Source organism: Aquimarina ulvae (assembly GCF_053613295.3).
The window spans coordinates 621,765-646,272 of record NZ_JBSIBP030000002.1 but is presented as its reverse complement, the minus strand read 5'-3'; the positions used below and the strand labels follow the sequence as shown (position 1 = coordinate 646,272).

Here is a 24,508-nt window from a genome sequence, read left to right as displayed (position 1 = left end):
GTAGAATCATGTATTTCAACCAACGTTAAATGCTTAAAAATGAACTTTTTAATAATGTTCTGCAAGACTTCAATACGGGGTATTGGCAGTTACATAATGATCCCTACAAAGAGTATTGGTCAGATAAGTTCTATGAAATGCTAGGATATGTAAAAGGAGATGTTTCATCTAATTTTGACTATTTTATATCGCAACTTCTTCATAAAGAAGATCTAGCTGTTTTTAGTGATAATTTTCTTAATTATCGAATCAACAATATAAACTTTAAACAACACATTAAGATACTAAATAAAAATGGAAAGTATCAATTATATAGATGTGCAACGAATGATGAATTACCAGTAAATATTAAGGCAGGAATACGTTTTCTGTTTTTCTTTAAAATAAAACGGAGACCAGATCAGACAATAAGGAAAGATAATTTCTATTACAAAGAGACAGCTCAGATGACTTCAACTGGCAGCTGGTATGTAGATTTTCAAAAAAAAGAAAGTTATTGGGATTTTGAAACATATAGAATACTAGAATACCCAGAAGATTATAAACCGTCACTAAAAGACTCCGCAAATTATTATACGGAAGACAGCAGACAGTTAGCAGCGGATTGTTTTTTTAATTGCGCTATGATGGGAACGCCTTTTAATACAGAAATAAAAATGGTAACTGCCAACCATAGAAAATTCTGGGCAAGAGCTATAGGAAAGCCAGTATTTAATGAGAATAATGATATTATAGGGATTCGTGGTGTTTTTCAGGATATCGATGATATAAAAAGTAAAGAAATCAGATTACAAAAATCGGTAGATATCATTGCCGCTCAGAATTCAAGGCTTTTTAATTTCGCGCACATTGTATCTCATAATCTTAGATCACATACCAGTAACCTATCTTTATTAGTTCAACTTATAGAAGATGTTAATGACCCAAAGGAAAAAGAAGAGTTGATCAAAGAAGTGAAGACAATTTCTGTAAACCTAAACACCACCATAGAACACCTTAATGAAGTTGTGACCATACAGACCAATAATAAGCAAGAAAAAACACCAGTAAAATTTAAAGATGCTTTAAATCTGGTAATTAATGGAATTAGTCATATGGTCAGTAATAGTAATTGCCAAATACGTTCTGATTTTAAAGAGGTCGAAGAGATCCATTACATACCTGCTTATTTGGAGAGTATTATGCTTAATTTAATTACCAATGCAATTAAGTATAAACATCCAGACAGAGATCCTATTATTACTCTACAAACGTATGTAGAAAAAGGGAATATATTTTTAAAAGTTTCAGACAACGGAAGAGGAATAGATTTGACCCTTTTTAAAGATAAAGTGTTCGGAATGTATAAGACCTTTCATTATAATAAAGATGCAGTAGGTATTGGGTTATTTTTAACAAAAAATCAGGTTGAATCTTTGAGCGGCAGTATTTCTGTAGCGAGTAAAGTAGGTGTAGGAACTACGTTTACTATTGAATTCTAAACAGTATTCAAACTTATAACAACATTCTTAAAAAAGAAAAAAAACACCTAATTGAGGATGATAATTGCACGTTTAATTTTTGGTTTAGCAAATCATTGAGGCTAAAAAAATGTTATATGGACTTATAAGTTTTTTAAATAATTAAACCCGCATTCTACATTAGAAAATCTATTAGATCTGTGAGCCACTTCAAATACAGATGTCTCACTTCTTTTTTATTTCACCTTAGCGGTGCTACGCTAAAATCAAGAAAAAGCCACTATTTATTGGGTCTCAAAACTTCATTACGAAGTTCCAAAGCATAATCCGCGTTTAATGAATGAGTATAAATTAAATAGACCATACATGAAAGTGCGGTCTATTTAGTTTATAATTGATAAGATAGGTAAGTGCGATTACGTTTGTGATACTCTTAGCGTGTTTACCATTCCTTTTTCTGTTACAGGCATAGCGGCAAGATTTATTAGCATATCACCTTTTTCAACAAAACCACGTTCTAAAGCTAAATTATTAACATCTTCTACAGTTTGATCCGTACTTACATATTTGTCATAATAAAACGCCTTAACTCCCCAAAGAAGACTAAGTTGAGATAATATACGTTTATTACCCGTAAAAACTAAAATATGTGCTCCTGGCCTCCAGGCAGATATCTGAAAAGCCGTATACCCACTATTCGTTAGTGTACAGATAGCTTTAGCATTGATGTCGTTGGCCATATGGGCTGCGTGATAACAAATTGATTTTGTAATAAATCGATTGGTTCTAATATGAGGAGGATTTTGAGGAACTTGTATCAGATCAGAACTCTCTACACTATTAATAATTTTAGTCATAGTTTCAATAACCTGTACAGGGTATTTACCTACCGAGGTTTCTCCTGATAGCATAACAGCATCAGCACCATCCATTACAGAATTGGCTACATCATTAACTTCAGCACGGGTAGGAGTTAAACTGTCGATCATTGTTTCCATCATTTGTGTAGCTATGATGACAGGTATTCTGGCCGTTTTTGCTTTTAAAACCAGTTTCTTTTGGATCAGCGGAACTTCCTGAGCTGGAATTTCAACGCCTAGATCTCCTCTGGCAACCATTAAACCATCACAATAAGCTACAATCTTATCGATGTTTTCTACACCTTCAGGTTTTTCTATTTTTGCAACAATAGGGATTTTATATTCACTATGCTCCTTAATCAAATCCTGTAATTTTATGAGGTCTTGTGCGTGACGAACAAAAGACAATGCAATCCAATCTACCTCTAGGCTACAAGCAAAAATTGCATCTTTTATATCTTTTTCTGTAAGTGCAGGTAAGGAAATATTAGTATTTGGAAGGTTGACCCCTTTTTTTGACCTTAACGGACCCCCTTGGATAACCTTAGCCTTAACAGTATCTTTATTATTAGTTGAAACTACTTCAAAAATTAATTTACCATCATCCAGTAAAATTCGTTCTCCAGACGTTACATCTTTAGGAAAACTAGCGTAGTTCATATAAACGCTTTCTGCAGTACCTTCAAAAGGCTTACCGGTAACAAAATTAATAAAATCACCATCATTAACGATAATATCACCTTTCATTACACCAACTCTTAGTTTAGGACCTTGCAAATCCGCTAAAATAGAAGCATTGTAACTATATGTGTCGCTTAAATCACGTATCATTTTTACACGCTCCTTTACATCTTCATAATCAGCATGAGAAAAGTTTATTCTAAAGACATTCACACCTGCATCTAGCATTTTTTTCAACACTTCTTTTGTACTGGTAGCAGGACCAAGCGTTGCCACTATTTTAGTTTTTTTAGTTTTGGGCATTATTCAAATATTAAATTATTTTTTGATTTTAGTTGCGTATAATCCACAACATAAGCTGTTATGATTTGCGGAATAGTAAGCAACTTAGCTGTTAGTGATTTACTGGAGAACTGAGAAGTTTCGGCTTCTATTTTCAAAAAGTAATCCACATTTCTTAATTCTGGAATTAGATGTTTTGTAACATAATTATCTTCTGACTCCGATGCAAATAAATCTGCGACAGCCGCTGTTTGGATTTTTGTCCTATACTTATTTCCCAGAAGACTATAGGTGTTATATTCGAAATGATCCTGATACTGAAACAGCGGAAAATTTGCCGAATATGAATCATATTCAAATTTTACATCGTTCTTTTTTCTAAAAAGTCTAAGATTAATATATTTATTTAATGCAAAAGCTAATCGATAGGAAGCTAACGAACAATGAATGGCAATTAGATCATAATCATCATCCATAATAGTATCTAAAACTAACCTTTGGATCGCCATTAGAAATTATATTTTTCCAGAATTATTGAGAAATATACAAATAAAATCTCCGTGGGACTTTAATTAAACACAAAGATATTATACGAAAACGATTGAGTTAGTATCTTTTAGTTTAACCAGCGTAAAACTGAAGGTAGAATGATAATTTTACAGTCTATTAACACCTTTTAAGGGCAGAATTAAAATAATTATGCAGATTTATGGGAAATTAATTTTTGACTGGAATGCGAAATAAGCTCTTTTCGATGCTTTTTCTTCGGCTTTTTTCTTTGATGTAGCCCTAGCTTTTGCCACTACTTTTTCATCAATCCAAAGTTTTACAGCAAAATGTTTCATTTCATCTTTTCCAGTATCTTCATAGATTTCGTAGTTAAAGTCTTTTTTTACTTTTTGACACCATTCTATCAATAAACTTTTGTAACTAATAATCTGCCCTTCTAGACTGTCTATGTCTACGTATGGATTGATAACCGCTTCATGGATAAAACGTTCACAGTAGACAAATCCTCTATCGAGATAAATGGCACCGATTAAAGCCTCAAAAAGATTTCCGTGAATATTTATTCCAAACTGAGATTTTGGGATGTTGGTACGAACCAGATCAATTAACTTTAGATCTTTCCCTAGCTCATTCAAGTGCTTTCTACTAACTACTTTAGCTCGCATTTTTGTTAAATACCCTTCATTACCTTCAGGCACTTCTTTAAATAGGTGAGCAGCAATAACACTACTTAACATAGCATCCCCAAGAAACTCCAGTCTTTCGTAATTAACTGCGTTCCCTTTTTTATCTTTTAAGTTTAGCGATCGGTGTGTAAAGGCTTTTTCGTAAGGAGTAATGCTTTTGGGTTTAAACCCTAGAATATTTTGAATTTTGGAAAAAAAATTCCCGTTCTTTTCAGAGCGGGAATTTAATATGTTGCGAATAACACTCATTATTATTCGTCTAGTTTCTTAAATAACACACAAGCATTATGACCTCCGAAGCCAAATGTATTACTCATTGCGTAAGTAATCTCACGCTTTTGAGCTTTGTTTAAAGTTAAATTTAACGAAGAATCTATGTTTTCATCCACAGTAGTGTGGTTGATTGTTGGAGGAACTAAACTATTTTGCATCGCTAATATAGAAGCTATCGCTTCAATAGCTCCTGCAGCGCCTAGCAAGTGTCCTGTCATAGATTTTGTTGAATTTATGTTGATGTTAGGTGCGTGGTCGCCAAAAACCTTAGTAATTGCTTTCAGTTCTGCAACATCTCCTAATGGAGTGGATGTTCCATGAGTGTTTATAGCGTCTACTTGTTCTGGTTGTACACCTGCATCTTTTAAACAGTTAAGCATTACACGTTCTACTCCAATCCCATCTGGATGAGGTGCTGTCATATGATAAGCATCACTAGACATTCCTCCACCTACAACCTCTGCGTAGATTTTAGCACCACGTGCCTTAGCATGTTCATATTCTTCGAGAATAAGTGCTCCGCCACCTTCTCCTAATACAAATCCATCTCTGGTTGCATCAAAAGGTCTGGAAGCAGATTCTGGACTTTCATTTCTTGTAGACAGCGCATGCATAGCATTAAACCCACCCATACCCGCAATAGTAACAGCTGCTTCACTCCCTCCAGTAACTATGATATCACAATGACCTAAACGAATATAGTTTAGAGCATCAATCATAGAATTGGCAGAAGAAGCACATGCTGAAACTGTGGTATAATTAGGTCCCATAAAACCGTTTCTTATAGAAATATGTCCGGGCGCAATATCGGCGATCATTTTCGGGATAAAGAAAGGATTGAAACGCGGTGTTCCATTTCCATTGGCATAACCAATTACTTCCTCCTGAAAAGTTTCTAAACCACCAATACCGGCACCCCAGATCACACCAACTCTAAATTTATCTACCTTCTCAAGGTCGAATCCAGCATCCTTAATTGCTTCTTCTGAAGAAACAATAGCATACTGCGCAAATTTATCAAGTTTACGCGCTTCTTTTCTATCAAAAAAGTCTTCTGGGTTATAATTTTTGACTTCGCAAGCAAATTTAGTCTTGAAATGTTCGGTATCAAAATAAGTAATGGGAGCACAACCGCTCTTTCCATTGGCTAATCCATCCCAATATTCAGAAATATTGCTACCGATGGGCGTCAATGCCCCTAGTCCTGTGACTACAACTCGCTTAAGATTCATATTGTGTTGTGAAGTTATTACTTTGCGTCTTCAATATAAGATATTGCTTGACCAACTGTTGCAATGTTTTCAGCTTGATCATCTGGAATCTGAATATCGAATTCTTTTTCGAATTCCATAATCAATTCTACAGTGTCTAACGAATCAGCGCCAAGGTCATTTGTGAAGCTAGCTTCAGTTACAACCTCATTTTCGTCTACTCCTAATTTGTCAACGATTATCGCTTTTACTCTTGATGCAATGTCTGACATAATGTTTAATTTTAATTTTTTAATTAGGTCGCAAAAATAAAAAACTTTATTTTAAAACCCCACAATCCTCTAAAAATGTATTCGTATTTTATCAAATATATGGAAGTATTGGCTTTTTGCGACCTAAAAATGGATAATTATTATTTTTTTTGTGCTCTCTAAATTAACAACTCTATCTATGAAACGTATCATAATTTTTGCTTCCGGTTCCGGTACCAACGCCGAAAACATAATAAAGTACTTTCAAGAACGAAAAAATGCAGAGGTGACACATGTGTTCTCTAATAACCTGCGTGCCAAAGTTTTAAAACGGGCGCACGATCTGAAGGTAAAGGCTTTACACTTTGATAAAGAATCTTTTTATGGTTCTAATGAGGTATTGAATATTCTCAAAGATGCACAACCAGATATTATTGTATTGGCTGGATTCTTGTGGATTTTCCCCAAAAAGATCATTGATGTTTTTCCTAATAAAGTAATTAATATCCATCCTGCATTACTTCCAAAATATGGAGGAAAAGGTATGTATGGAAGCCATGTTCACGAAGCAATAATAAGGAATAAGGAAAAAGAAAGCGGTATTACCATCCATTATGTGAATGAACATTATGATGAAGGTGCGATTATATTTCAGGCAAAGACACCAGTTGGTAGTGATGATTCTGCAGAAGACGTAGCAAAAGCCATCCATGTGTTAGAATATAAGCACTTTCCTGCCGTTATTGAAAAGGCTTTAGGACTGAAGAATGAAGTTTGAGGTAGTGTTTTAATAAGTGAGCGATGCCTTAAAAGGATTTTTTAGGGTGTTCGAGCGGGCTATTTGCTATATCTTTTTTAATGCCCTTTGAGAACCATTTGACCAGCTCATTATAACATCTAAAGGCACTAAATAAAAAGGATGCCGCTTCATGCTGTGCATTCACGACTTCTTAAAACAACTGAAATCAATGAGTAATCCCTAACGCAAAAAAGCATAGGATGATCCGTATTTTTAACAAAAAAACTAAAAAGATCAACTAAAAAGGCATGGCAAAAAAAGAAAAATTTTATGTTGTCTGGGATGGTCACAGACCAGGAATTTATACCAAATGGGAGGATTGTAAAGCAGCTGTAAAAGGATATCCAAATGCAAAATACAAATCATTCGGGTCTTTTGATGTAGCGAAAAAGGCGTACAACGGAGATTATGAAGATTATAAAGGGAGGAGTAAACCAAAATCTTCTCTTACTGCTAAACAATTAGAAAAAATAGGCGAACCTAACCTGTACTCAATTGCAGTAGATGCTGCTTCTAGCGGAAACCCAGGCAAGATGGAATATAGAGGAGTAGATACCCAAACAGAAAAACAACTTTTTCATCAAGGCCCTTTCCTGCAAGGGACAAATAATATTGGTGAGTTTTTGGCTTTAGTTCACGGATTGGCATATTTAAAAAAGAAGGGTAGCGATCGAATTTTATATACGGATTCTAGGATTGCTATGGGTTGGGTACAAAAGAAAACATGTAAGACAAAATTACCACGTAATTCAAAGAATAAGGAAATGTTTGATCTTGTAGATAGGGCAATCATTTGGCTAGAGGAAAACAAATACACTACCAAAATAGTCAAATGGGAAACCAAAGCCTGGGGTGAAATTCCAGCAGATTTTGGTAGAAAGTAAGGTTTAAATTAATCTACTCACTACTCAAAAGTAAAACGTATATTTGCAAAAAAATTTATAAGCTATTTTATGAGCAAACTATTGATTGTAGGTTCCGTTGCTTTTGATGCTATCGAGACACCTTTTGGCAAAACAGATAAGATTTTAGGCGGGGCGGCTCCGTATATTGCACTATCTGCTTCAAACTTCAATATTTCGTCTGCAATTGTTTCCGTGGTTGGAGAAGATTTTCCTAAAGATTATTTTAAAACATTAGAAGAAAAAGATATTGATACCTCTGCAATAAAAATTGTAAAAGGAGGAAAAACTTTTTTCTGGAAGGGCAAATACCATAATGATTTAAATTCTAGAGACACGTTAGAAACACAGCTTAATGTACTTGCGGATTTTCAACCTGTAGTTCCTGATAATTATAAGGATGCCGAAATTGTGGTGTTAGGTAACTTAAACCCTTTAGTACAACTTAGCGTTCTTGAACAGTTCAATGTAAAGCCAAAATTAGCAATACTGGATACAATGAACTTTTGGATGGAAGATGCTTTTATAGATGATTTGCACAAGGTCATTGCCAAAGTAGATGTTATTACGATAAATGATGAAGAGGCAAGACAATTAAGTGGAGAATATTCACTGGTAAAAGCTGCTAGAGCTATTGAGAAAATGGGTCCAAAATACGTGGTCATTAAAAAAGGAGAACACGGCGCGTTATTATTTCATAACGGTCAAATTTTCTTTGCCCCGGCATTGCCACTAGAAGAGGTATTTGATCCTACTGGAGCTGGAGACACCTTTGCAGGAGGTTTTGCCGGATATTTAACAAAGAGCGGAGACCTTTCTTTTGAAAACATGAAAATAGCGATCATTCACGCTTCTAATTTAGCTTCTTTTTGTGTAGAGAAATTTGGAACAGAAAGAATGGAAAATCTAAATCGGGATGAAGTTCAGAAACGACTTCAGCAGTTTAAAGAGCTAACACAATTCGAAATAGAATTAACTTAATATAAATATTTAGCCCTGCTCATTTTGTGTTAGGGCTTTTTTAATTAGTTATTAAATATTAGACCTACTATACAACACAACAATAGAATTTTGGAATACAATGAGTGATGCCTTAAAACATGAATGCGGAATAGCATTTATAAGACTACTAAAACCATTAGAGTATTATAAAGAGAAATACGGAAGTGCATTTTATGGAGTAAATAAGATGTATTTAATGATGGAAAAGCAGCATAATCGTGGACAAGACGGAGCTGGGTTTGCCAGTATTAAACTAGACACACCACCGGGAGAAAGATATATCAGCAGAGTCCGGTCCAGCGAATCTCAGCCTATTCAGCATATTTTTTCTCAAATTAATGATAGGATTAATAAAGAGCTCATAGAACATCCGGAGTATGCATATGATGTTGATTTACAGAAAGAAAAAATCCCTTACATAGGAGAAGTCCTTTTGGGACATGTTCGTTATGGTACTTTTGGTAAAAATAGCGTAGAAAGTGTACATCCGTTTTTAAGACAAAATAATTGGATGCATCGTAATTTGATAGTAGCAGGTAATTTTAACATGACCAATAACGATGTGCTTTTTGACAACTTAGTGCGTCTGGGACAGCACCCCAAGGATCACGTGGATACAGTTACTGTAATGGAAAAAATAGGTCATTTTTTAGATTCTGAAGTGGCTAAGTTGTATAAAAAGCTTAAGAAAGAAGGGTATAGTAAAGTAGATGCATCTCCTCAAATTGTAGAAAGACTAAATGTGGCCAAAATTCTTAGGAAATCTTCAAAAGATTGGGACGGTGGATATGCAATGGCAGGCATGCTGGGACATGGAGACGCTTTTGTTCTTAGAGATCCTGCAGGAATAAGACCAGCATATTATTATCAGGATGACGAAGTAGTTGTCGTAGCTTCAGAAAGACCAGTAATACAAACAGTGTTTAATGTTCCTTTTGATCAAGTAATCGAATTGGAGCCAGGAAAAGCTATTATAGTCAAAAAGGATGGAAACACGTCGATCAATAGGATTATAGAACCATTAGAGAGAAAAGCCTGCTCTTTTGAACGTATTTATTTTTCTAGGGGGAGCGATGCAGAAATCTACGAAGAGAGAAAAAATCTTGGTAAATTACTCATGCCACAGGTACTAAAAGAAATTGACCACGATACGGTAAATACTGTTTTTTCTTTTATACCAAATACTGCTGAAACTTCTTTTTACGGAATGGTGGAGGCAGCACAGGATGAACTAAACAAACAAAAAAATGAAACCATACTTTCTGAGAAAGACTCATTAACTGATGAGCGATTAACAGAAATACTTTCCGTTAGATTAAGAACCGAAAAATTAGCTATTAAAGATGCAAAATTGCGCACCTTTATAACTGAGGATAGTAGCAGGGATGACTTGGTAGCACACGTATATGATGTTACTTATGGAGTGGTAAAGTCCAAAGATAATTTGGTTATTATAGACGATAGTATAGTAAGAGGTACTACTTTGAAGAAAAGTATTATAAAAATGCTTGATAGATTAAAACCAAAAAAGATCATTGTTGTTTCTTCGGCACCTCAAATCAGATATCCTGATTGTTATGGGATTGACATGGCAAGACTAGAAGGGCTTATTGCTTTTAAGGCATCCCTAGAACTGCTAAAAGAAAATGGAAACTACGATTTAGTAGAGCAGGTGTATGAGAAGTGCAAAGCACAAGAGGACCTGGCGGATGAGGAGGTTCAGAATTTTGTTAAAGAAATATATAAAGGTTTCACGGATCAGGAAATAAGCGATAAAATAGCAGAGTTGTTAAGTGATAATACAGTGAATGCCGAAATAAAAATCATTTACCAAACTGTTGATAATCTACACGTTGCTTGCCCTAAAAATTTAGGAGATTGGTATTTTACTGGAGATTATCCTACTGCAGGTGGAAACAGAGTCGTAAACAAGGCTTTTATAAATTTTTTCGAAGGAAAAGATGAGCGTGCATACTAAAAGATAAAACATTGTGCTGTTAAAATCGGTTAATTTGTGTATTTCAACAATTATTTTAGCTTTTCATCTAAAACATTTTTTCACAATGAAATAACGCTTTATATTAGCAGAGCCATAGCATAAGTAGGTTAAGTTCATGGTAGATTTGGGGCAAAAAAAGGTGGACTTTCCACCTTTTTTTATTTTTAGGACATTTTGTGAATATATATAAAAAAAGAAGATTGTCTCTCGAGAGACAATCTTCTTTTTTATAAGTTATATAAAATATTATTTTCCTTGTGCATATCTTTTGGAAACCTCATTCCAGTCAATTACATTAAAAAATGCAGTAATATAATCAGGACGACGGTTTTGATAATTAAGGTAATATGCATGTTCCCATACATCTAAACCTAAGATAGGCGTTCCACCACAACCAACACCTGGCATCAGCGGGTTATCTTGATTTGGTGTAGCGCATACTTCAACCTTACCTCCTTCATGAACACATAACCAAGCCCATCCCGAACCAAATTGTGTTGCTGCAGCTTTAGAAAAAGCCTCCTTAAATGCATCATATGAACCAAAAGTATCATTGATCGCACTTGCAAGGTCACCAGAAGGAGCACCGCCTCCATCAGGAGACATAACTTCCCAGAACAAACCATGGTTATAATATCCTCCTCCATTATTTCTAACAGCACTATTGGACTTATCTAGATTAATAAGTATATTTTCTATAGTTTTGCCTTCTAGATCAGTTCCAGAAATAGCCGCATTTAATTTACTTGTATATCCAGCATGATGTTTATCATGATGAATTTCCATGGTACGTGCGTCTATATTAGGTTCTAATGCATCAAAGGCATAGTTTAATTTTGGTAATTCAAATGACATAATCTTTTTTTTTTAGTTAATAAGAAAAAAATGAAACCAAATTTAGGAATAAGAGCGATGAATAAAAATTAATATTTGTTATAAATTAATTAAATTAAAATTTTCGAAACTCTTTTGGCGTTACTGTGCATTCAATTTATTTTTAGTAGTTATTCTTACCAGAAAACTGCTTTTTTTGATACTTTAGTAAAAAAACAGACTTGAATTCTCAATCCCCATTTACCATTTATAATGCAGCAGCAGGAGCAGGAAAGACCTATACGCTTGTTAAGACGTATTTAATAGCTCTTCTAACCGGAGAGTACAGGGATGCTTATAAGAATATTTTAGCTATTACCTTCACTAACAAAGCAGTTGCAGAGATGAAGACGAGAGTTTTAGAAAACCTCGTTGGGATAAGTAATAAAGAACCCTCAGCAAAACATACCCTTTTGCTAAATGATATTGTTCAGGAAACTGAACTAGAAGAGCATATCATACAACAGAAGGCTGATAACATTCTTAAAAATATTCTTCATAATTATGCGGCTTTTGATATAGTTACCATAGATACTTTTACACATAGAATCATCCGAACGTTTGCGCGCGATTTAGGAATTCCGATGAACTTCGAAATTGAAATGGATACCGAATCCTTAATTGAAGAATCTGTAGACGCGGTAATAGCTAAGGTCGGAGAAGACGATGAACTCACCAGAACAATTATTGATTTTGCTCTAAGCAAATTAGAAGATGACAAGAGTTGGGATATCACAGTAGAACTAAACAAAATAGCTAGGCTTCTATTTAGTGAAAATGATCGGGTACATTTGGATAATCTTTCGAATAAAACAGCATTGAATTTTAAAGCTTTTAAAAATGAATTACAATCTAAAATAAAGAATAATAAAGAAAACATTCAGAAGCTTGCAAATGATTTTTTTGAATTGATTAAAAGTAATGGAATTGCAAACAATGAATTTAAAGGAAGTTACATACCCAAATATTTCATGAAGCTTCAATCAGGGGATTTGAAAGTTAATTTCGAAAAAACCCAATGGATGCAGAATATTAAGCAGACTGATTTCTACAATAAGACTTTAGCAGAGAGTAAAAAAGGCATCATCGATACTATTCGACCATCAATAGAACAAATGTTTTTGGAAACTAAACAGCAAATACTAGATTCGAAATTATTTGAAAACATCATCAAAAATCTTATTCCTCTTTCTGTTCTGAATGTTATAAATAAGGAACTTCAGTCTATCAAAAAAGAAAGAAGTATTCTTTTGATTTCGGAATTCAATAAAATTATCAGCGATGCAATTCAGGATCAACCGGCCCCTTTTATATATGAGCGATTAGGAGAACGATATAGAGATTATTTTATTGATGAGTTTCAGGATACTTCAGAATTGCAATGGAAGAATATTATTCCTCTGATCGAAAATGCACTTACTTCAGAGACTTTGTCAGGTAAACAGGGACAATTAACTATTGTAGGAGATGCCAAACAAGCAATTTATCGATGGCGGGGAGGAAAGGCAGAACAATTTATGAATCTTTGTTTAAACCAGAACCCCTTTCCGGTGGAAAAACAGGTACTTAATTTACCTAAGAATTATAGAAGTCATCACGAGATCGTTAAGTTTAATAATGACCTGTTTACTTTCTTATCGAATGACTTTAGTAACGACACGCATAAGAAATTATATTTATTAGGTAATAACCAGGAATACAATGATAAGAAAAACGGGTATGTAAACATCTCTTTTATAACTTCTAAAAACGTAGCTGAAGAAAATGAAATATACCCCGAAAAAGTATATGAATATATCTTAGAACTTAAAGAAAAGGGATATCTCCTAAATGAGATATGTGTCCTTACCAGAAAACGAAAAGAGGGGACAGTAATAGCAGATTTCTTAACAGAAAAGGGTCTGCCTATAATTTCTTCGGAGACCTTATTACTTAAAAACGACCCTAAAGTTCGTTTTATAGTAAATATGCTTACTTGGTTTGTATATCCAGATGAACTTTTAGCCAAAACGAATGTTCTACATTTTATAACAGAACAATTTTCTATACCAGACACACACGATTTCCTGAACAAGCTTGTATTTGCAGACAAGAAGTTATTTTGTGAAGCAGTTCAATCGTTAGGGATCGATTTTAGTTTTAGTAGATTAGAAGTAAAACCACTTTATGAAGGAGTAGAGTATATTATTAATAGTTTTAACTTAGCAGCAACAGGGCCAGCATATATACAATTTCTTTTGGATGTTGTATTTGGGTATACACAGAAGCATGCAGAAGGTATGATTGGTTTTTTGTCCTATTGGAAGCATAAACAAGATAAGCTAAGTATTATTGCCCCTGAAGGAGAAGAGGCAATTCAGATCATGACGATACACAAGTCCAAAGGTTTAGAATTTCCATGCGTAATTTATCCATACGCAAACATGGACATATACAGAGAAATAGAACCAAAAACTTGGTTGCCTGTATCCAAAGAAGATTTTAGTGGTTTTGGTGAAGTGTTTGTTAATTACAATAAGGAGCTTTCGAATTATGGAGTGCGAGCAGAAAATATTGTACTAGACCGGCAATCACAATTAGAGTTGGATGCTTTTAATCTTTTGTATGTGGCCTTAACCAGAGCTGAAGAACAGCTTTATATTATTTCTAAAGCAGAATTAAATAGTAAAGGAGAGAGCAATTCAAATAAATTTTCAGGTAAGCTTATTAATTATCTAAAACATACAGGAGCTTGGGGTAGTCAACAGTTGACCTATGATTTTGGTAAGCCCGAAAAACCATATAAAGAAATTGAAAAGACTGATTCTGAAATAAAAAACTTTATACTTAAAAAATTTGAAGGGACTCGAGAGCAATGTAAAGTGCAGATTGTTACAAACTCAGGAAAACTGTGGGATACATCCCAGGCAGCCGCAATAGAAAAAGGTAATCTCATACATGAATTGATGTCCACTATCTATACACATAAGGATCTGCCCAAAGTTATAGAAAATGCCTTCGAAACGGGTAAGATTAGTCTTTTGGGCAAAAAATTACTGAATGCTGAACTAGAAAAAATAGTTAATCACCCAGAACTCTCAAGATATTTTTCTGAAGATAATGAAGTGCTAAACGAAAGAGATATTATGTCAAATGGAAGACTATATAGACCAGATCGGGTGGTTATTGACTCCAAAAGATTAGCAACCATAATCGACTATAAAACAGGGGAGCACAACGCCTCACATGTTAATCAAATAGAGGAATATAGTGAACTTCTTAAGATGATAGGATACAAGGTTCATAATAAAATATTAGTATACCTTAACGAAGAACTCACTTTAAAATACATATAAATAAGAACTATTTTCGTAATTACTAGTAGAAATTTACTGATAAAAAATATTTTTATCTTATAATTGTACCGTAATTAAAGAAATTACATTTGTAGATTTCTTTTTAGTACGTCATTTTTTTTCGCATTTGAGGGGGGCTTAAAGACTTAAAATAGGGTTTTAAAAACTTCGCAAAGGTCGATATACACTGGCCTATTAAGAAAAATTTATTAGTTTTGTCTTTGACAGTAATTTTTAACATATTACATTTGCTCTAATTAACACTTAAAAATTAAATTATTGAATATGAAACATCTTAGCAGATTTTTAGTGGCTTCGTTATTAGTACTTGGGTTTAGTACTGCGAATGCACAGGATGAAAATAACCCTTGGGCAGTATCGATTGGCGTTAATGCTGTTGATATTTTTCCTACCGGAGGAGATTTACCCATTCAAGGAGAAATCTTTGACGAATTTTTTAACGCTAGTGACCACTGGAACATTCTTCCATCTGTATCTAAATTATCAGTTGGTAGATATATAGGAGACGGCTTTACGTTTACTGTTGCAGGTACAGTAAATAAAATAGACAAGTTAGGAGAGACTCCTGATGGAACTCAAGTTACAGCTGACGACCTTTCTTACTATGCAGCAGATGCAAGAGTTAGCTATAGTCTTAAGAATGTTTTAAAAACTAAATGGTTTGACCCTTACTTAGGAATAGGTGGTGGATACACTTGGGTTGATGAGATTGGTGCTGGTACATTAAATGGATCTTTAGGGTTTAACTTCTGGTTAACTGAAAATTTAGCATTGAACGTACAATCTACGTATAAGCACGTATTTGAAGACTACGAAGCAAGTAACTACCCTCCAACTCATTTCCAACATTCTGCTGGAATTACTTTTGCTTTCGGAGGTAAAGATACAGACGGAGACGGAGTATTTGACAAAGACGATGAGTGTATCGACGTTCCTGGCTTAGCCGAATTTAATGGATGTCCTGATACAGACGGTGATGGAATAACAGATGCTAAAGATGACTGTCCTGATACTCCAGGTACTGCTGAGTTTAATGGATGTGCTGATACAGACGGTGACGGAATCCCAGATCCTAAAGATGAGTGTCCTACGGTTGCTGGTTTAGCAAATTTAAATGGATGTCCTGATGCTGATGGTGATGGAATCACTGATGCTAAAGACGGTTGTCCAAATGAGGCTGGTCCTGCTGCTAACAATGGATGTCCTTACCAAGATAAAGATGGTGACGGAGTATTAGATAAAGATGATAACTGTCCTGATGTTGCTGGTACTGTTGCTAACAACGGTTGTCCTGAAGTAACTGAAGAAATCCAAAAAACTTTAAATGAGTATGCTGCTCAAGTATTGTTTGATTCAGGTAAATCAACAATTAAAGCACAGTCTTCTAAAGTATTGAGTGATATTATTGCTATACTAAAAGAATATCCTACTGCTAAATTTACAGTAGAAGGGCATACTGATAGTCAAGGTTCTGCTAAATTGAACCAGAGACTTTCTGATTCTAGAGCTAATGCAGTTAAAAATTACTTAACTGAAAATGGGATAGATCAGTTTAGATTATCTGCAGTTGGTTACGGAGAAGATAGACCAATCGCTTCTAACAAAACTAGAGCTGGTAGAGCACAAAACAGACGTGTAGAAATTAACTTAGTGAAGTAATAAGTAGTCACTAAATTATAAACATAAATAAAACGTCCCGATTATTCGGGACGTTTTTTATTTTTAATGAGTGGATAGTTTTTTAAAAGAAGTTATATCAGAAGTAGAGAAGAAGGATCACCATATTAGTGAGCTTATCTTTATACTTCCTAGTAAAAGAGCGGGACTTTTTCTTAAAAGGGAGTTATTACTTAGGTATGCTAACCAAACCTTACTGGCGCCTATCATTCTAAGTATTGAAGAGTTTATTACACAATTGTCTGGATTACGGCAAATTGATACGGTGCAAACGCTATTTGAATTTTATGAGACTTATCTAAATACACATACCAACCTAGAAAAAGAAAACCTGGAAACATTTAGTAGTTGGGCACAGACACTCATCTATGACTTTAATGAAATTGATCGATATTGCATCGATAACGAAAGCTTTTTTTCATATCTGTCTGGGATACAAGATATAAATCATTGGTACCTCCAAAAGGAAAAGACAGCGTTAATACAAAGGTATATCAGCTTTTGGAACAACCTTGCCGATTACTATAAGAATTTTAAAAATAAGCTTTTAGAGAAGGAGATAGGTTATCAAGGATTATTATATAGAAAAGCTTCAGAAAATGTTTCTGACTATGTCGAAAAAAATACCAAGAAGCATATATTTGTCGGTTTCAATGCGCTTAATAACGCAGAACAAGTTATTTTTCAGTCATTGCTAGATGCAAATATGGCCGAAGTATACTGGGATGCAGATATATTTTTCTTAGAAAATAAATATCACGAAGCTTCTTTGTTTTTAAGAAGTTATAAAACGCAATGGAACTACTATAAAAAACATCAATTCGAATGGATAAAAGATAATTTTTCTTCTCCTAAGGGTATAAAACTAATAGGTGTTCCTAAAAACATTGGACAGGCAAAACTAGCAGGTCAAATACTTAAATCTATTCCTTCAGAGAATATAGAGAACACTGCATTGGTGCTGGCAGACGAATCGTTATTGTTACCAGTTTTAAATTCATTGCCAGAGTCTGTTGGTTCGTTAAATATTACCATGGGATTACCACTTAAGGATGTTCCTGTAACATCTTTTTTCGAACTGCTGTTTTCATTACAAAAAATCAAACACCCCAAAGGACTGTACTATAAGTCAGTTCTAGAGATATTAAACAGTCAACCAGCGCATTGGCTGTTAGGTTCTTTGGCGAATAAATTAATTGCAAAAATTTCGAGAGAAAACCTGATTTTTATTTCTTTAGAAAAATTGTGGAGTGAAATAAACCACCCAAAGAAGGACGTATTGAAAATTTTATTTTCACCTTGGACTAAAGCTTCTAATGCCATTGAACAATGCAAGAAAATTGTACAGCTATTAAAAGAGAGTTTAGATACCAAAAAAAACTCTTTAGAATTAGAATATGTATATCATTTTCATTTGATTTTTAATAAATTATCGACACTTAGTAATGCGTATCAACACCTCACTACAATCGCTTCTTTATATCACCTTTATAAAGATATGATAGGTACAGAAACATTAGATTTTATAGGAGAACCTTTTAGAGGACTGCAATTGATGGGTATGTTAGAATCGCGATGTTTAGATTTTGAAACTGTTATTATTACTTCAGTTAATGAAGGTATATTACCAGCAGGAAAAAGCATGAATTCATTTATACCATATGATCTTAAGAGAGCCTACAATCTCCCTACATACAAGGAAAAAGACGCGATTTACACATATCATTTTTATCGTTTAATTCAGAGAGCAAAGAATGTATATTTACTATATAACTCCGAAGATGATGGAGTAGGTGGTGGTGAGAAAAGTAGATTTTTACATCAGCTAGAAATTGACAAAGTACCCACACATCAGTTGTCTAAATATATAATGTCTTCTGAAATACCAAGGTTAGAAAGTTTACCGCTAGTCATTAAAAAAGATGAGACTATACTCAAAAAAATTAGAGAATTAGCCAGTCATGGTCTATCCCCTTCTGCATTAACTTCCTATATCAGAAATCCGGTGGACTTTTATTACAAATATATCCTGGGGATCAGAGAAACTGATCAGGTAGAAGAAACTATTGCTGCCAACACCTTAGGCACTGTAATTCATAATACACTTGAGAATTTATATAAACCTTTAGAAAATAAATTCGTGTCGATAGCGGATATTGATAAAATGAGTTCCCAAATCAATATGGAAATCAAATACCATTTCCAGAAAGAGTATTCGAAATTAGATATTACTCAAGGTAAAAATCTGCTTATTTTTGAGGTAGCCAAACGATATATCTATAATTTTTTAAAAGCCGAAAAGAAGTTGCTTGCGTCCGGATCAAAATTAAAAATTATAGCTATAGAGAGTAACCTAACAACCGAATTAAAGATTCCCGCACTTGGTTTCCCTGTTTATATAAAAGGAAAAGTAGATCGAATTGATGAACTGGATGGACAGCTTCGGATTATAGATTACAAAACAGGTAAAGTAAATAAAAATGATGTGATACTAACAGATTGGGATGTAATCACAGAAGATTATAAATATAGTAAAGCCATTCAGGTGTTAGCGTATGCATATATGCACTATAATGAAGAGCCAGTAGGTAGCTCTTTTCAGGCAGGAATCATCTCCTTTAAAAATCTTAGAGAGGGATTTCTGAAATTTGGAACTAAAGCTTCTATAAGAGGGAAAGTTGATTACGAAATAACTCCGGAAGTATTTGACGAATATTTAATCCAACTTAAGAAACTAATTACCGAAATTTATACCTTAGAGATTCCTTTTACAGAAAAAGAAGTGTAGTATGATTATAAAGAAAAAAAATGAAGTATTAAAAGGAAAACACGGGAGACCAATTTTAACAGACCTTTTTTATGATGATCAACAGAAGCAGCAACCGGTAGCTATCTTTTGCCACGGTTATAAAGGGTTTAAAGATTGGGGAGCATGGGATTTGGTTGCAAAAGCATTTGCAGAAGCTGGGTTTTTCTTTGTGAAGTTTAATTTTTCTCATAATGGAGGAACCATAGAACAACCTATAGATTTCCCGAATTTAGAAGCCTTTGGTCGTAATAATTACATGATAGAATTAGATGATCTGGAATCTGTTTTAGATTGGATTACGGCTGCTGATTTCGAAGATAAACAAGTGATAAATCAAGATAATCTAACACTCATAGGACATTCTCGTGCAGGAGGAATTACCACCATAAAAACGTCAGAAGATAGTAGAATCAAAAAGTTAATTACTTGGGCAGGAGTTTCAGATTATGAAAGTAGATTTCCAAAAGGAACGGCGTTGCAAACTTGGAAAGATAAAGGAATATATTATGTAGAAAATGGTAGAACTAAACAACAAATGCCGCACGAGTTTCAGTTTTATACATCATTTATAGAGAACAAAGAAAGACTAACCATTTCTAAAGCTGTAAAGAAAATTGAAGTTCCTCATTTAATTATTCACGGAGCAGACGATCCTACAGTTGATGCTAAAGAGGCTGAAAATCTTCATAAATGGAATCCAAAAAGTAAGCTGTACTTAGTAAAGGGTGCGAATCACGTGTTTGGAGCAAAACATCCCTGGAAACAAAAAGAAATGCCCAAAGATTTAGCAACAATCACTGAAAAATCCATAGCGTTTGCAATACTTTAACACACTTTAGTTGTTTAATTATTAAGGATTTTGATTTTTTTTTGTTTATTTGTTATCATGAAGTTTAATAAACATATCGTTGCTTCTATATTTCTGATACTATTCAGCTTTATACAATTAGCAGATCTACATGTGGTAGGTCATGATGCTAACGATATAGATTGTAAGATATGTAAGCTAGCTTCAGAAAACCTGGATGATGATTTTGTTTCCGTAGATTCTATAGAAATACCAAAAGAGATTATTATTCCTGTCGATCTTGTTCGGATCAATACTTTCGATACTTATTTTGATAAGCATGAACGTTATTCTTTTCTCAATAAAGCACCACCTGTAGTTTAAACGATTATCTAATCAGATATTTTTACCAGTTTTATTATTGCTAATCAGCAATAACGACCCTTTTTTATTTTTAGAATGAAACGAAACACATTATGTATTGTGTTTCTTCTAGCAGTTAGTTATTTACTGGCTCAGGATTGTGATAAAACACTTTCTGGTCGTGTCATTGATTTTCACGATGGAGTGCCTCTAGAAGGAGCAACAATTACTTTTAATAGTACGACGATTAAATCAAATAGCAACGGAATGTATAAAATCACGGGGCTTTGTGCTACTTCTTATGCCTTTACGATATCACATGAGGATTGTAACTCTCAGGTGGTTACTATCAATGTGGGTGAGGTTTTGAAGAAAGACTTTTATTTAGAACATCACTTTACCAATTTGGAAGAAGTAGATATAGCTACTTCTCCAGAAAAGAAAACTACAAATAGCCAAACTGAAGATAGACTGAGTAGAAAACAATTGGATCAGTATAGTAGTTTGTCGATTGGTGATGCATTACAAGAAATATCAGGTGTCAACAGTTTAAGCTCTGGTAATACTATCGTAAAACCGGTCATACAAGGGCTTCATAGCAGCCGGATTATTATGATTAATAATGGAGTTCGTCAGGAAGATCAGGAATGGGGAGAAGAACACTCGCCAAATCTGGATATTAATGCATTCAATACGCTTAATGTTATAAAAGGTGCAGGCGCATTACAATATGGTGGAAATGCAATAGGAGGTGTTATCATTGCAGAAAATAAATTGACGACGCTACGAGATACAATCTTTGGAAAAGCACAAGTCGCTCTAAGTAGTAATGGAAGAGGAGGTGGAATGAATTCTACACTTAATCTGGGTTTTGAAGATGGATGGGGAGCCAAATTTCAGGGTACGCTCAAACACTTTGGCGATAGTGAAGCTCCAGATTATGTATTAAGCAATACTGGACATAGAGAGCAAAGTTTTTCTACTGGATTTGGTTATACAAGCTTTACGTATGGTTTTGAAGGATATTATAGTTTTTATAATGCTACACAAGGTATTCTAAGATCATCACATATTGGAAACGTTGGAGATTTGGTAAGAGCTACTAATAGTTCTGAACCATTAATTATAAACGATTTTACTTATGATATTAATGCTCCAAAACAAGAGACGCAACATCATTTAGCGAAATTGAAAGGATATAATAGATTTAAACATCTAGGTAAATTGAATGTTCAATATTCTTTTCAATATAATAATAGGAAAGAATTTGATATAAGAAGAGGTGACGATCGAGACAAGGCGAGCTTAGACTTAGAGTTAGTAACACACAGTTTAGAAAGTAATTTTTTATTTGACTCTAATGATAATTTTACAAAGAATATTGGGTTTCAGTATACGCACCAGATTAATACACCTAATCCCGAAACAGGTATCCGAAGATTGATACCAGACTACAATAAAACTTCAGCAGGATTTTTTGCCATTACCAAATTTAAAATTTTAGAAAATCTGACTGCAGATGCAGGAGTACGATATGATTTTGTAAATATTGACGCTAAGAAATTTTATAGAAAAGATTTTTGGGATGAACGTGGATATAATACTGAGTTTGCAGGTCTTATTATTGAAGACGAAGGTGATCAATGGTTAACTAACCCTAATTTTGATTATCATAGTGTTTCTGCATCAGCAGGAATTAATTATTCTTATAATGATGGAAATGCTCTTCTAGCGAATGTTTCTTTTGCTAATAGGGCTCCAAATCCTGTGGAGTTATTTAGTGATGGATTGCACCATAGTGCCGCTATCATAGAATTAGGGGATTTACGTTTTGATCAGGAAAAAGCTTTAAAATTTTCTGTGAGTAGTACACACCAAGACTTATTTGGAATAGGTAGCGTAATCATATCTCCTTACCTAAGTAAAATACAAGATTTTATACTATTAGAACCCACAGGTTTAGAATTTACAATAAGAGGATCTTTCCCTGTTTGGGAATACAAACAAACGAACGCTTTACTCTATGGAGTAGATATAGATTATCAGATAGACATTACAGATAATTTTAGATTCAATACGGCATTCTCCTATATATATGGCCAGGATACTGTAGCGGATGAACCACTAATCAATATGCCAGCTCCTAATTTTAGATCAGAATTAATGTACGAAAAGGAGTATTGGAATATTAAACTAAGAAATACATCGGTTTTGGAACAAACCAGATTCCCTGATAACAATTTTGATACAGACTTTATTGAAAATGGAGTAGAACAAACTGCTTTGGTGGATGTTTCTACGCCACCTTCTGGATATAGTATTTTTGATATATCAGGAGCATATATGTTTGACATATGGAATCCAAAAGATCTAACAGTCGGCTTGAGCATTACTAATATGTTAAATACAAATTATAGAGATTACTTAAATAGACAACGGTACTATGCAGATAATGTTGGTAGGAACTTTACACTTAACTTAAATTTTAAATTTTAAAACAATGAGAACAGCAATTAGCAAATTAACAGTATTATTTTTATTCGCTATCGGATTATCGGCTTGCAGTAGTGATGACGATAATCCAACGGTGATTAATGAAGAAGAAACCATTACAACGGTAAGGTTAACGGTTTTAGAGTCAGGTGCTACAACTCCAGAAGTATATACCTGGACAGAAAGTGATCAGGAGGCAATTATGCTATCCGCAAATACCTCTTACAATTTTAAAATACAGTTTCTTGACGAATCAGATCCTAATGATATAGAAGACATTACTGCAGAAGTAATTGCAGAAAGAGATGAGCATTTTGTTTTTTACGAAACGACAGTTAGCGGTTTAACATTTACCAATGCATCTGATGATACCATAGATTCTGATAATATCGGAATTAATATTTCCACAGACTGGTCATCTTCAGGCACTACGGCAGGAATCTTAACAGCCTTTTTAATTCACGAACCTACAAGCAAAACAGGAGATTCTAGAGATGATTTCGGTGGAGAAACTGATATTGAAGTAACTTTCAGTGTGACTGTACAGTAAAACACCGTAACTAAAAATATAACAGTAAGTTGGGTTTGTTTATATAAACAAACATTTTTTTCAGGACAAGGCTCTTGAGAAGTAGTTACCTCAGGAGTCTTGTTTTTTAATTGTAAAAAATTAAAATCAGTAAAATTGAAACAATTTAAATTATAGTATAATAATAAGTTGAGTTTGTGTATTTTATTATTAGTACCGATTTGTTTCAATCAAACCCTTGAGGTATTTACCTTGAGGGTTGTTTTTTACTATTAGATTTTAACCATAATATTAATAATTAGGCACGAACTTTGATTAATTCTTATTAGATAATTATGCTCTTATTTATTTTTTGGATAAAAACAACTAATAATATGGTAACAAATTACTGAGAAAAGACACTAATATATAGTAAACACTGATTTCTAGTGATTTAATCTCAACAATTTTAATGAGATATTATGGCATCGTTAAATGTATATTACCACTCAAAATTGATAATGAAATTTGAAGATTAGACCTTATATTCGCGGCGTAAAAACCTAATCAAAAAAAACAGCAAAATTGAAACAATCATAATTATGTATAAGTTGAGTTTGTGTTAAATATTATAATTTAGTTTCAATTCAGACCCTCAGGAGTAGTTAACCTGAGGGTTGTTTTTTTTAGCCTGTTTCTTCATTACGTCATAAATCCTTTTTCGAA

General features: G+C 33.8%; 18 protein-coding genes. 12 read left to right on the top strand and 6 right to left on the bottom strand.

All coding sequences use genetic code 11. The features are described from left to right. Positions 1-29 precede the first annotated feature (29 nt). A complete protein-coding gene (locus ACWGOQ_RS06450) occupies positions 30-1,481 on the top strand; it encodes an ATP-binding protein (RefSeq protein WP_452055950.1) in 1,452 nt (483 codons plus the stop codon). Positions 1,482-1,876: 395 nt separating this feature from the next. On the opposite strand, the gene pyk is transcribed toward ACWGOQ_RS06450, so the two are convergent. The 5 genes from pyk to ACWGOQ_RS06425 form a co-directional block, all read right to left on the bottom strand. Beyond that, positions 1,877-3,304 (bottom strand): pyruvate kinase, encoded by a 1,428-nt coding sequence (pyk, locus tag ACWGOQ_RS06445; protein ID WP_452055951.1) that lies wholly within the window; start codon positions 3,302-3,304, stop codon positions 1,877-1,879. Next, positions 3,304-3,792, bottom strand: a complete 489-nt coding sequence (locus ACWGOQ_RS06440; RefSeq protein ID WP_452055952.1) for an IPExxxVDY family protein — start codon at positions 3,790-3,792, stop codon at positions 3,304-3,306. The genes pyk and ACWGOQ_RS06440 overlap by 1 nt, the downstream gene beginning before the upstream one ends. Before the next feature lie 198 nt (positions 3,793-3,990). After that, on the bottom strand, positions 3,991-4,728 hold the full coding sequence (gene rnc, locus ACWGOQ_RS06435; RefSeq protein ID WP_452055953.1) for a ribonuclease III: 738 nt from the start codon (positions 4,726-4,728) through the stop codon (positions 3,991-3,993). A gap of 2 nt (positions 4,729-4,730) precedes the next feature. Further along, positions 4,731-5,984, bottom strand: a complete 1,254-nt coding sequence (gene fabF, locus ACWGOQ_RS06430; RefSeq protein WP_452055954.1) for a beta-ketoacyl-ACP synthase II — start codon at positions 5,982-5,984, stop codon at positions 4,731-4,733. A 17-nt stretch (positions 5,985-6,001) separates the two neighbouring features. Further along, on the bottom strand, positions 6,002-6,235 hold the full coding sequence (locus tag ACWGOQ_RS06425) for an acyl carrier protein (RefSeq protein ID WP_027394586.1): 234 nt from the start codon (positions 6,233-6,235) through the stop codon (positions 6,002-6,004). 178 nt (positions 6,236-6,413) lie between these two features. On the opposite strand from ACWGOQ_RS06425, the gene purN reads away from it, so the two are divergent. The 4 genes from purN to ACWGOQ_RS06405 all read left to right on the top strand — a co-directional run bounded on the left by purN (position 6,414) and on the right by ACWGOQ_RS06405 (position 10,895). Continuing rightward, on the top strand, positions 6,414-6,992 hold the full coding sequence (purN, locus tag ACWGOQ_RS06420) for a phosphoribosylglycinamide formyltransferase (RefSeq protein WP_452055955.1): 579 nt from the start codon (positions 6,414-6,416) through the stop codon (positions 6,990-6,992). Between the two features lie 269 nt (positions 6,993-7,261). Then, the gene (locus ACWGOQ_RS06415; protein ID WP_452055956.1) at positions 7,262-7,897 is read left to right on the top strand and encodes a ribonuclease H1 domain-containing protein; all 636 of its coding nucleotides are present in this window, start codon (positions 7,262-7,264) and stop codon (positions 7,895-7,897) included. 69 nt (positions 7,898-7,966) lie between these two features. After that, entirely contained in the window at positions 7,967-8,896 is a 930-nt protein-coding gene (locus ACWGOQ_RS06410; RefSeq protein ID WP_452055957.1) for a PfkB family carbohydrate kinase, read from the top strand. Between the two features lie 100 nt (positions 8,897-8,996). After that, complete coding sequence (locus ACWGOQ_RS06405) at positions 8,997-10,895, top strand: amidophosphoribosyltransferase (protein WP_452055958.1); 1,899 nt, start codon at positions 8,997-8,999, stop codon at positions 10,893-10,895. A gap of 267 nt (positions 10,896-11,162) precedes the next feature. Here ACWGOQ_RS06405 and ACWGOQ_RS06400 read toward each other — a convergent pair whose 3' ends face one another. Then, the gene (locus ACWGOQ_RS06400; RefSeq protein ID WP_452055959.1) at positions 11,163-11,771 is read right to left on the bottom strand and encodes a superoxide dismutase; all 609 of its coding nucleotides are present in this window, start codon (positions 11,769-11,771) and stop codon (positions 11,163-11,165) included. Between the two features lie 200 nt (positions 11,772-11,971). Here ACWGOQ_RS06400 and ACWGOQ_RS06395 point away from each other — a divergent pair, with 200 nt between their 5' ends. The 7 genes from ACWGOQ_RS06395 (at position 11,972) to ACWGOQ_RS06365 (ending at position 23,824) form a co-directional block, all read left to right on the top strand. Further along, complete coding sequence (locus ACWGOQ_RS06395; protein WP_452055960.1) at positions 11,972-15,124, top strand: UvrD-helicase domain-containing protein; 3,153 nt, start codon at positions 11,972-11,974, stop codon at positions 15,122-15,124. A gap of 285 nt (positions 15,125-15,409) precedes the next feature. Further along, a complete protein-coding gene (locus ACWGOQ_RS06390; RefSeq protein WP_452055961.1) occupies positions 15,410-16,804 on the top strand; it encodes an OmpA family protein in 1,395 nt (464 codons plus the stop codon). A 70-nt stretch (positions 16,805-16,874) separates the two neighbouring features. After that, positions 16,875-19,610, top strand: a complete 2,736-nt coding sequence (locus ACWGOQ_RS06385) for a PD-(D/E)XK nuclease family protein (protein ID WP_452055962.1) — start codon at positions 16,875-16,877, stop codon at positions 19,608-19,610. 1 nt (position 19,611) lies between these two features. Further along, positions 19,612-20,460 (top strand): alpha/beta hydrolase family protein, encoded by an 849-nt coding sequence (locus ACWGOQ_RS06380; protein WP_452055963.1) that lies wholly within the window; start codon positions 19,612-19,614, stop codon positions 20,458-20,460. Between the two features lie 57 nt (positions 20,461-20,517). Then, the gene (locus ACWGOQ_RS06375) at positions 20,518-20,802 is read left to right on the top strand and encodes a hypothetical protein (RefSeq protein WP_452055964.1); all 285 of its coding nucleotides are present in this window, start codon (positions 20,518-20,520) and stop codon (positions 20,800-20,802) included. A gap of 75 nt (positions 20,803-20,877) precedes the next feature. Beyond that, on the top strand, positions 20,878-23,277 hold the full coding sequence (locus tag ACWGOQ_RS06370) for a TonB-dependent receptor (RefSeq protein WP_452055965.1): 2,400 nt from the start codon (positions 20,878-20,880) through the stop codon (positions 23,275-23,277). Between the two features lie 4 nt (positions 23,278-23,281). Further along, positions 23,282-23,824 (top strand): type 1 periplasmic binding fold superfamily protein, encoded by a 543-nt coding sequence (locus ACWGOQ_RS06365; RefSeq protein ID WP_452055966.1) that lies wholly within the window; start codon positions 23,282-23,284, stop codon positions 23,822-23,824. Positions 23,825-24,508 lie beyond the last annotated feature (684 nt).

Excerpts from the sequence above, each read along its gene's own strand:
- ACWGOQ_RS06450 (WP_452055950.1), top strand. The coding sequence starts at position 30 with ATGCTTAAAAATGAACTTTTTAATAATGTTCTGCAAGACTTCAATACG.
- pyk (WP_452055951.1), bottom strand. The coding sequence starts at position 3,304 with ATGCCCAAAACTAAAAAAACTAAAATAGTGGCAACGCTTGGTCCTGCT.
- ACWGOQ_RS06440 (WP_452055952.1), bottom strand. The coding sequence starts at position 3,792 with ATGGCGATCCAAAGGTTAGTTTTAGATACTATTATGGATGATGATTAT.
- rnc (WP_452055953.1), bottom strand. The coding sequence starts at position 4,728 with ATGAGTGTTATTCGCAACATATTAAATTCCCGCTCTGAAAAGAACGGG.
- fabF (WP_452055954.1), bottom strand. The coding sequence starts at position 5,984 with ATGAATCTTAAGCGAGTTGTAGTCACAGGACTAGGGGCATTGACGCCC.
- ACWGOQ_RS06425 (WP_027394586.1), bottom strand. The coding sequence starts at position 6,235 with ATGTCAGACATTGCATCAAGAGTAAAAGCGATAATCGTTGACAAATTA.
- purN (WP_452055955.1), top strand. The coding sequence starts at position 6,414 with ATGAAACGTATCATAATTTTTGCTTCCGGTTCCGGTACCAACGCCGAA.
- ACWGOQ_RS06415 (WP_452055956.1), top strand. The coding sequence starts at position 7,262 with ATGGCAAAAAAAGAAAAATTTTATGTTGTCTGGGATGGTCACAGACCA.
- ACWGOQ_RS06410 (WP_452055957.1), top strand. The coding sequence starts at position 7,967 with ATGAGCAAACTATTGATTGTAGGTTCCGTTGCTTTTGATGCTATCGAG.
- ACWGOQ_RS06405 (WP_452055958.1), top strand. The coding sequence starts at position 8,997 with ATGAGTGATGCCTTAAAACATGAATGCGGAATAGCATTTATAAGACTA.
- ACWGOQ_RS06400 (WP_452055959.1), bottom strand. The coding sequence starts at position 11,771 with ATGTCATTTGAATTACCAAAATTAAACTATGCCTTTGATGCATTAGAA.
- ACWGOQ_RS06390 (WP_452055961.1), top strand. The coding sequence starts at position 15,410 with ATGAAACATCTTAGCAGATTTTTAGTGGCTTCGTTATTAGTACTTGGG.
- ACWGOQ_RS06380 (WP_452055963.1), top strand. The coding sequence starts at position 19,612 with ATGATTATAAAGAAAAAAAATGAAGTATTAAAAGGAAAACACGGGAGA.
- ACWGOQ_RS06375 (WP_452055964.1), top strand. The coding sequence starts at position 20,518 with ATGAAGTTTAATAAACATATCGTTGCTTCTATATTTCTGATACTATTC.
- ACWGOQ_RS06370 (WP_452055965.1), top strand. The coding sequence starts at position 20,878 with ATGAAACGAAACACATTATGTATTGTGTTTCTTCTAGCAGTTAGTTAT.
- ACWGOQ_RS06365 (WP_452055966.1), top strand. The coding sequence starts at position 23,282 with ATGAGAACAGCAATTAGCAAATTAACAGTATTATTTTTATTCGCTATC.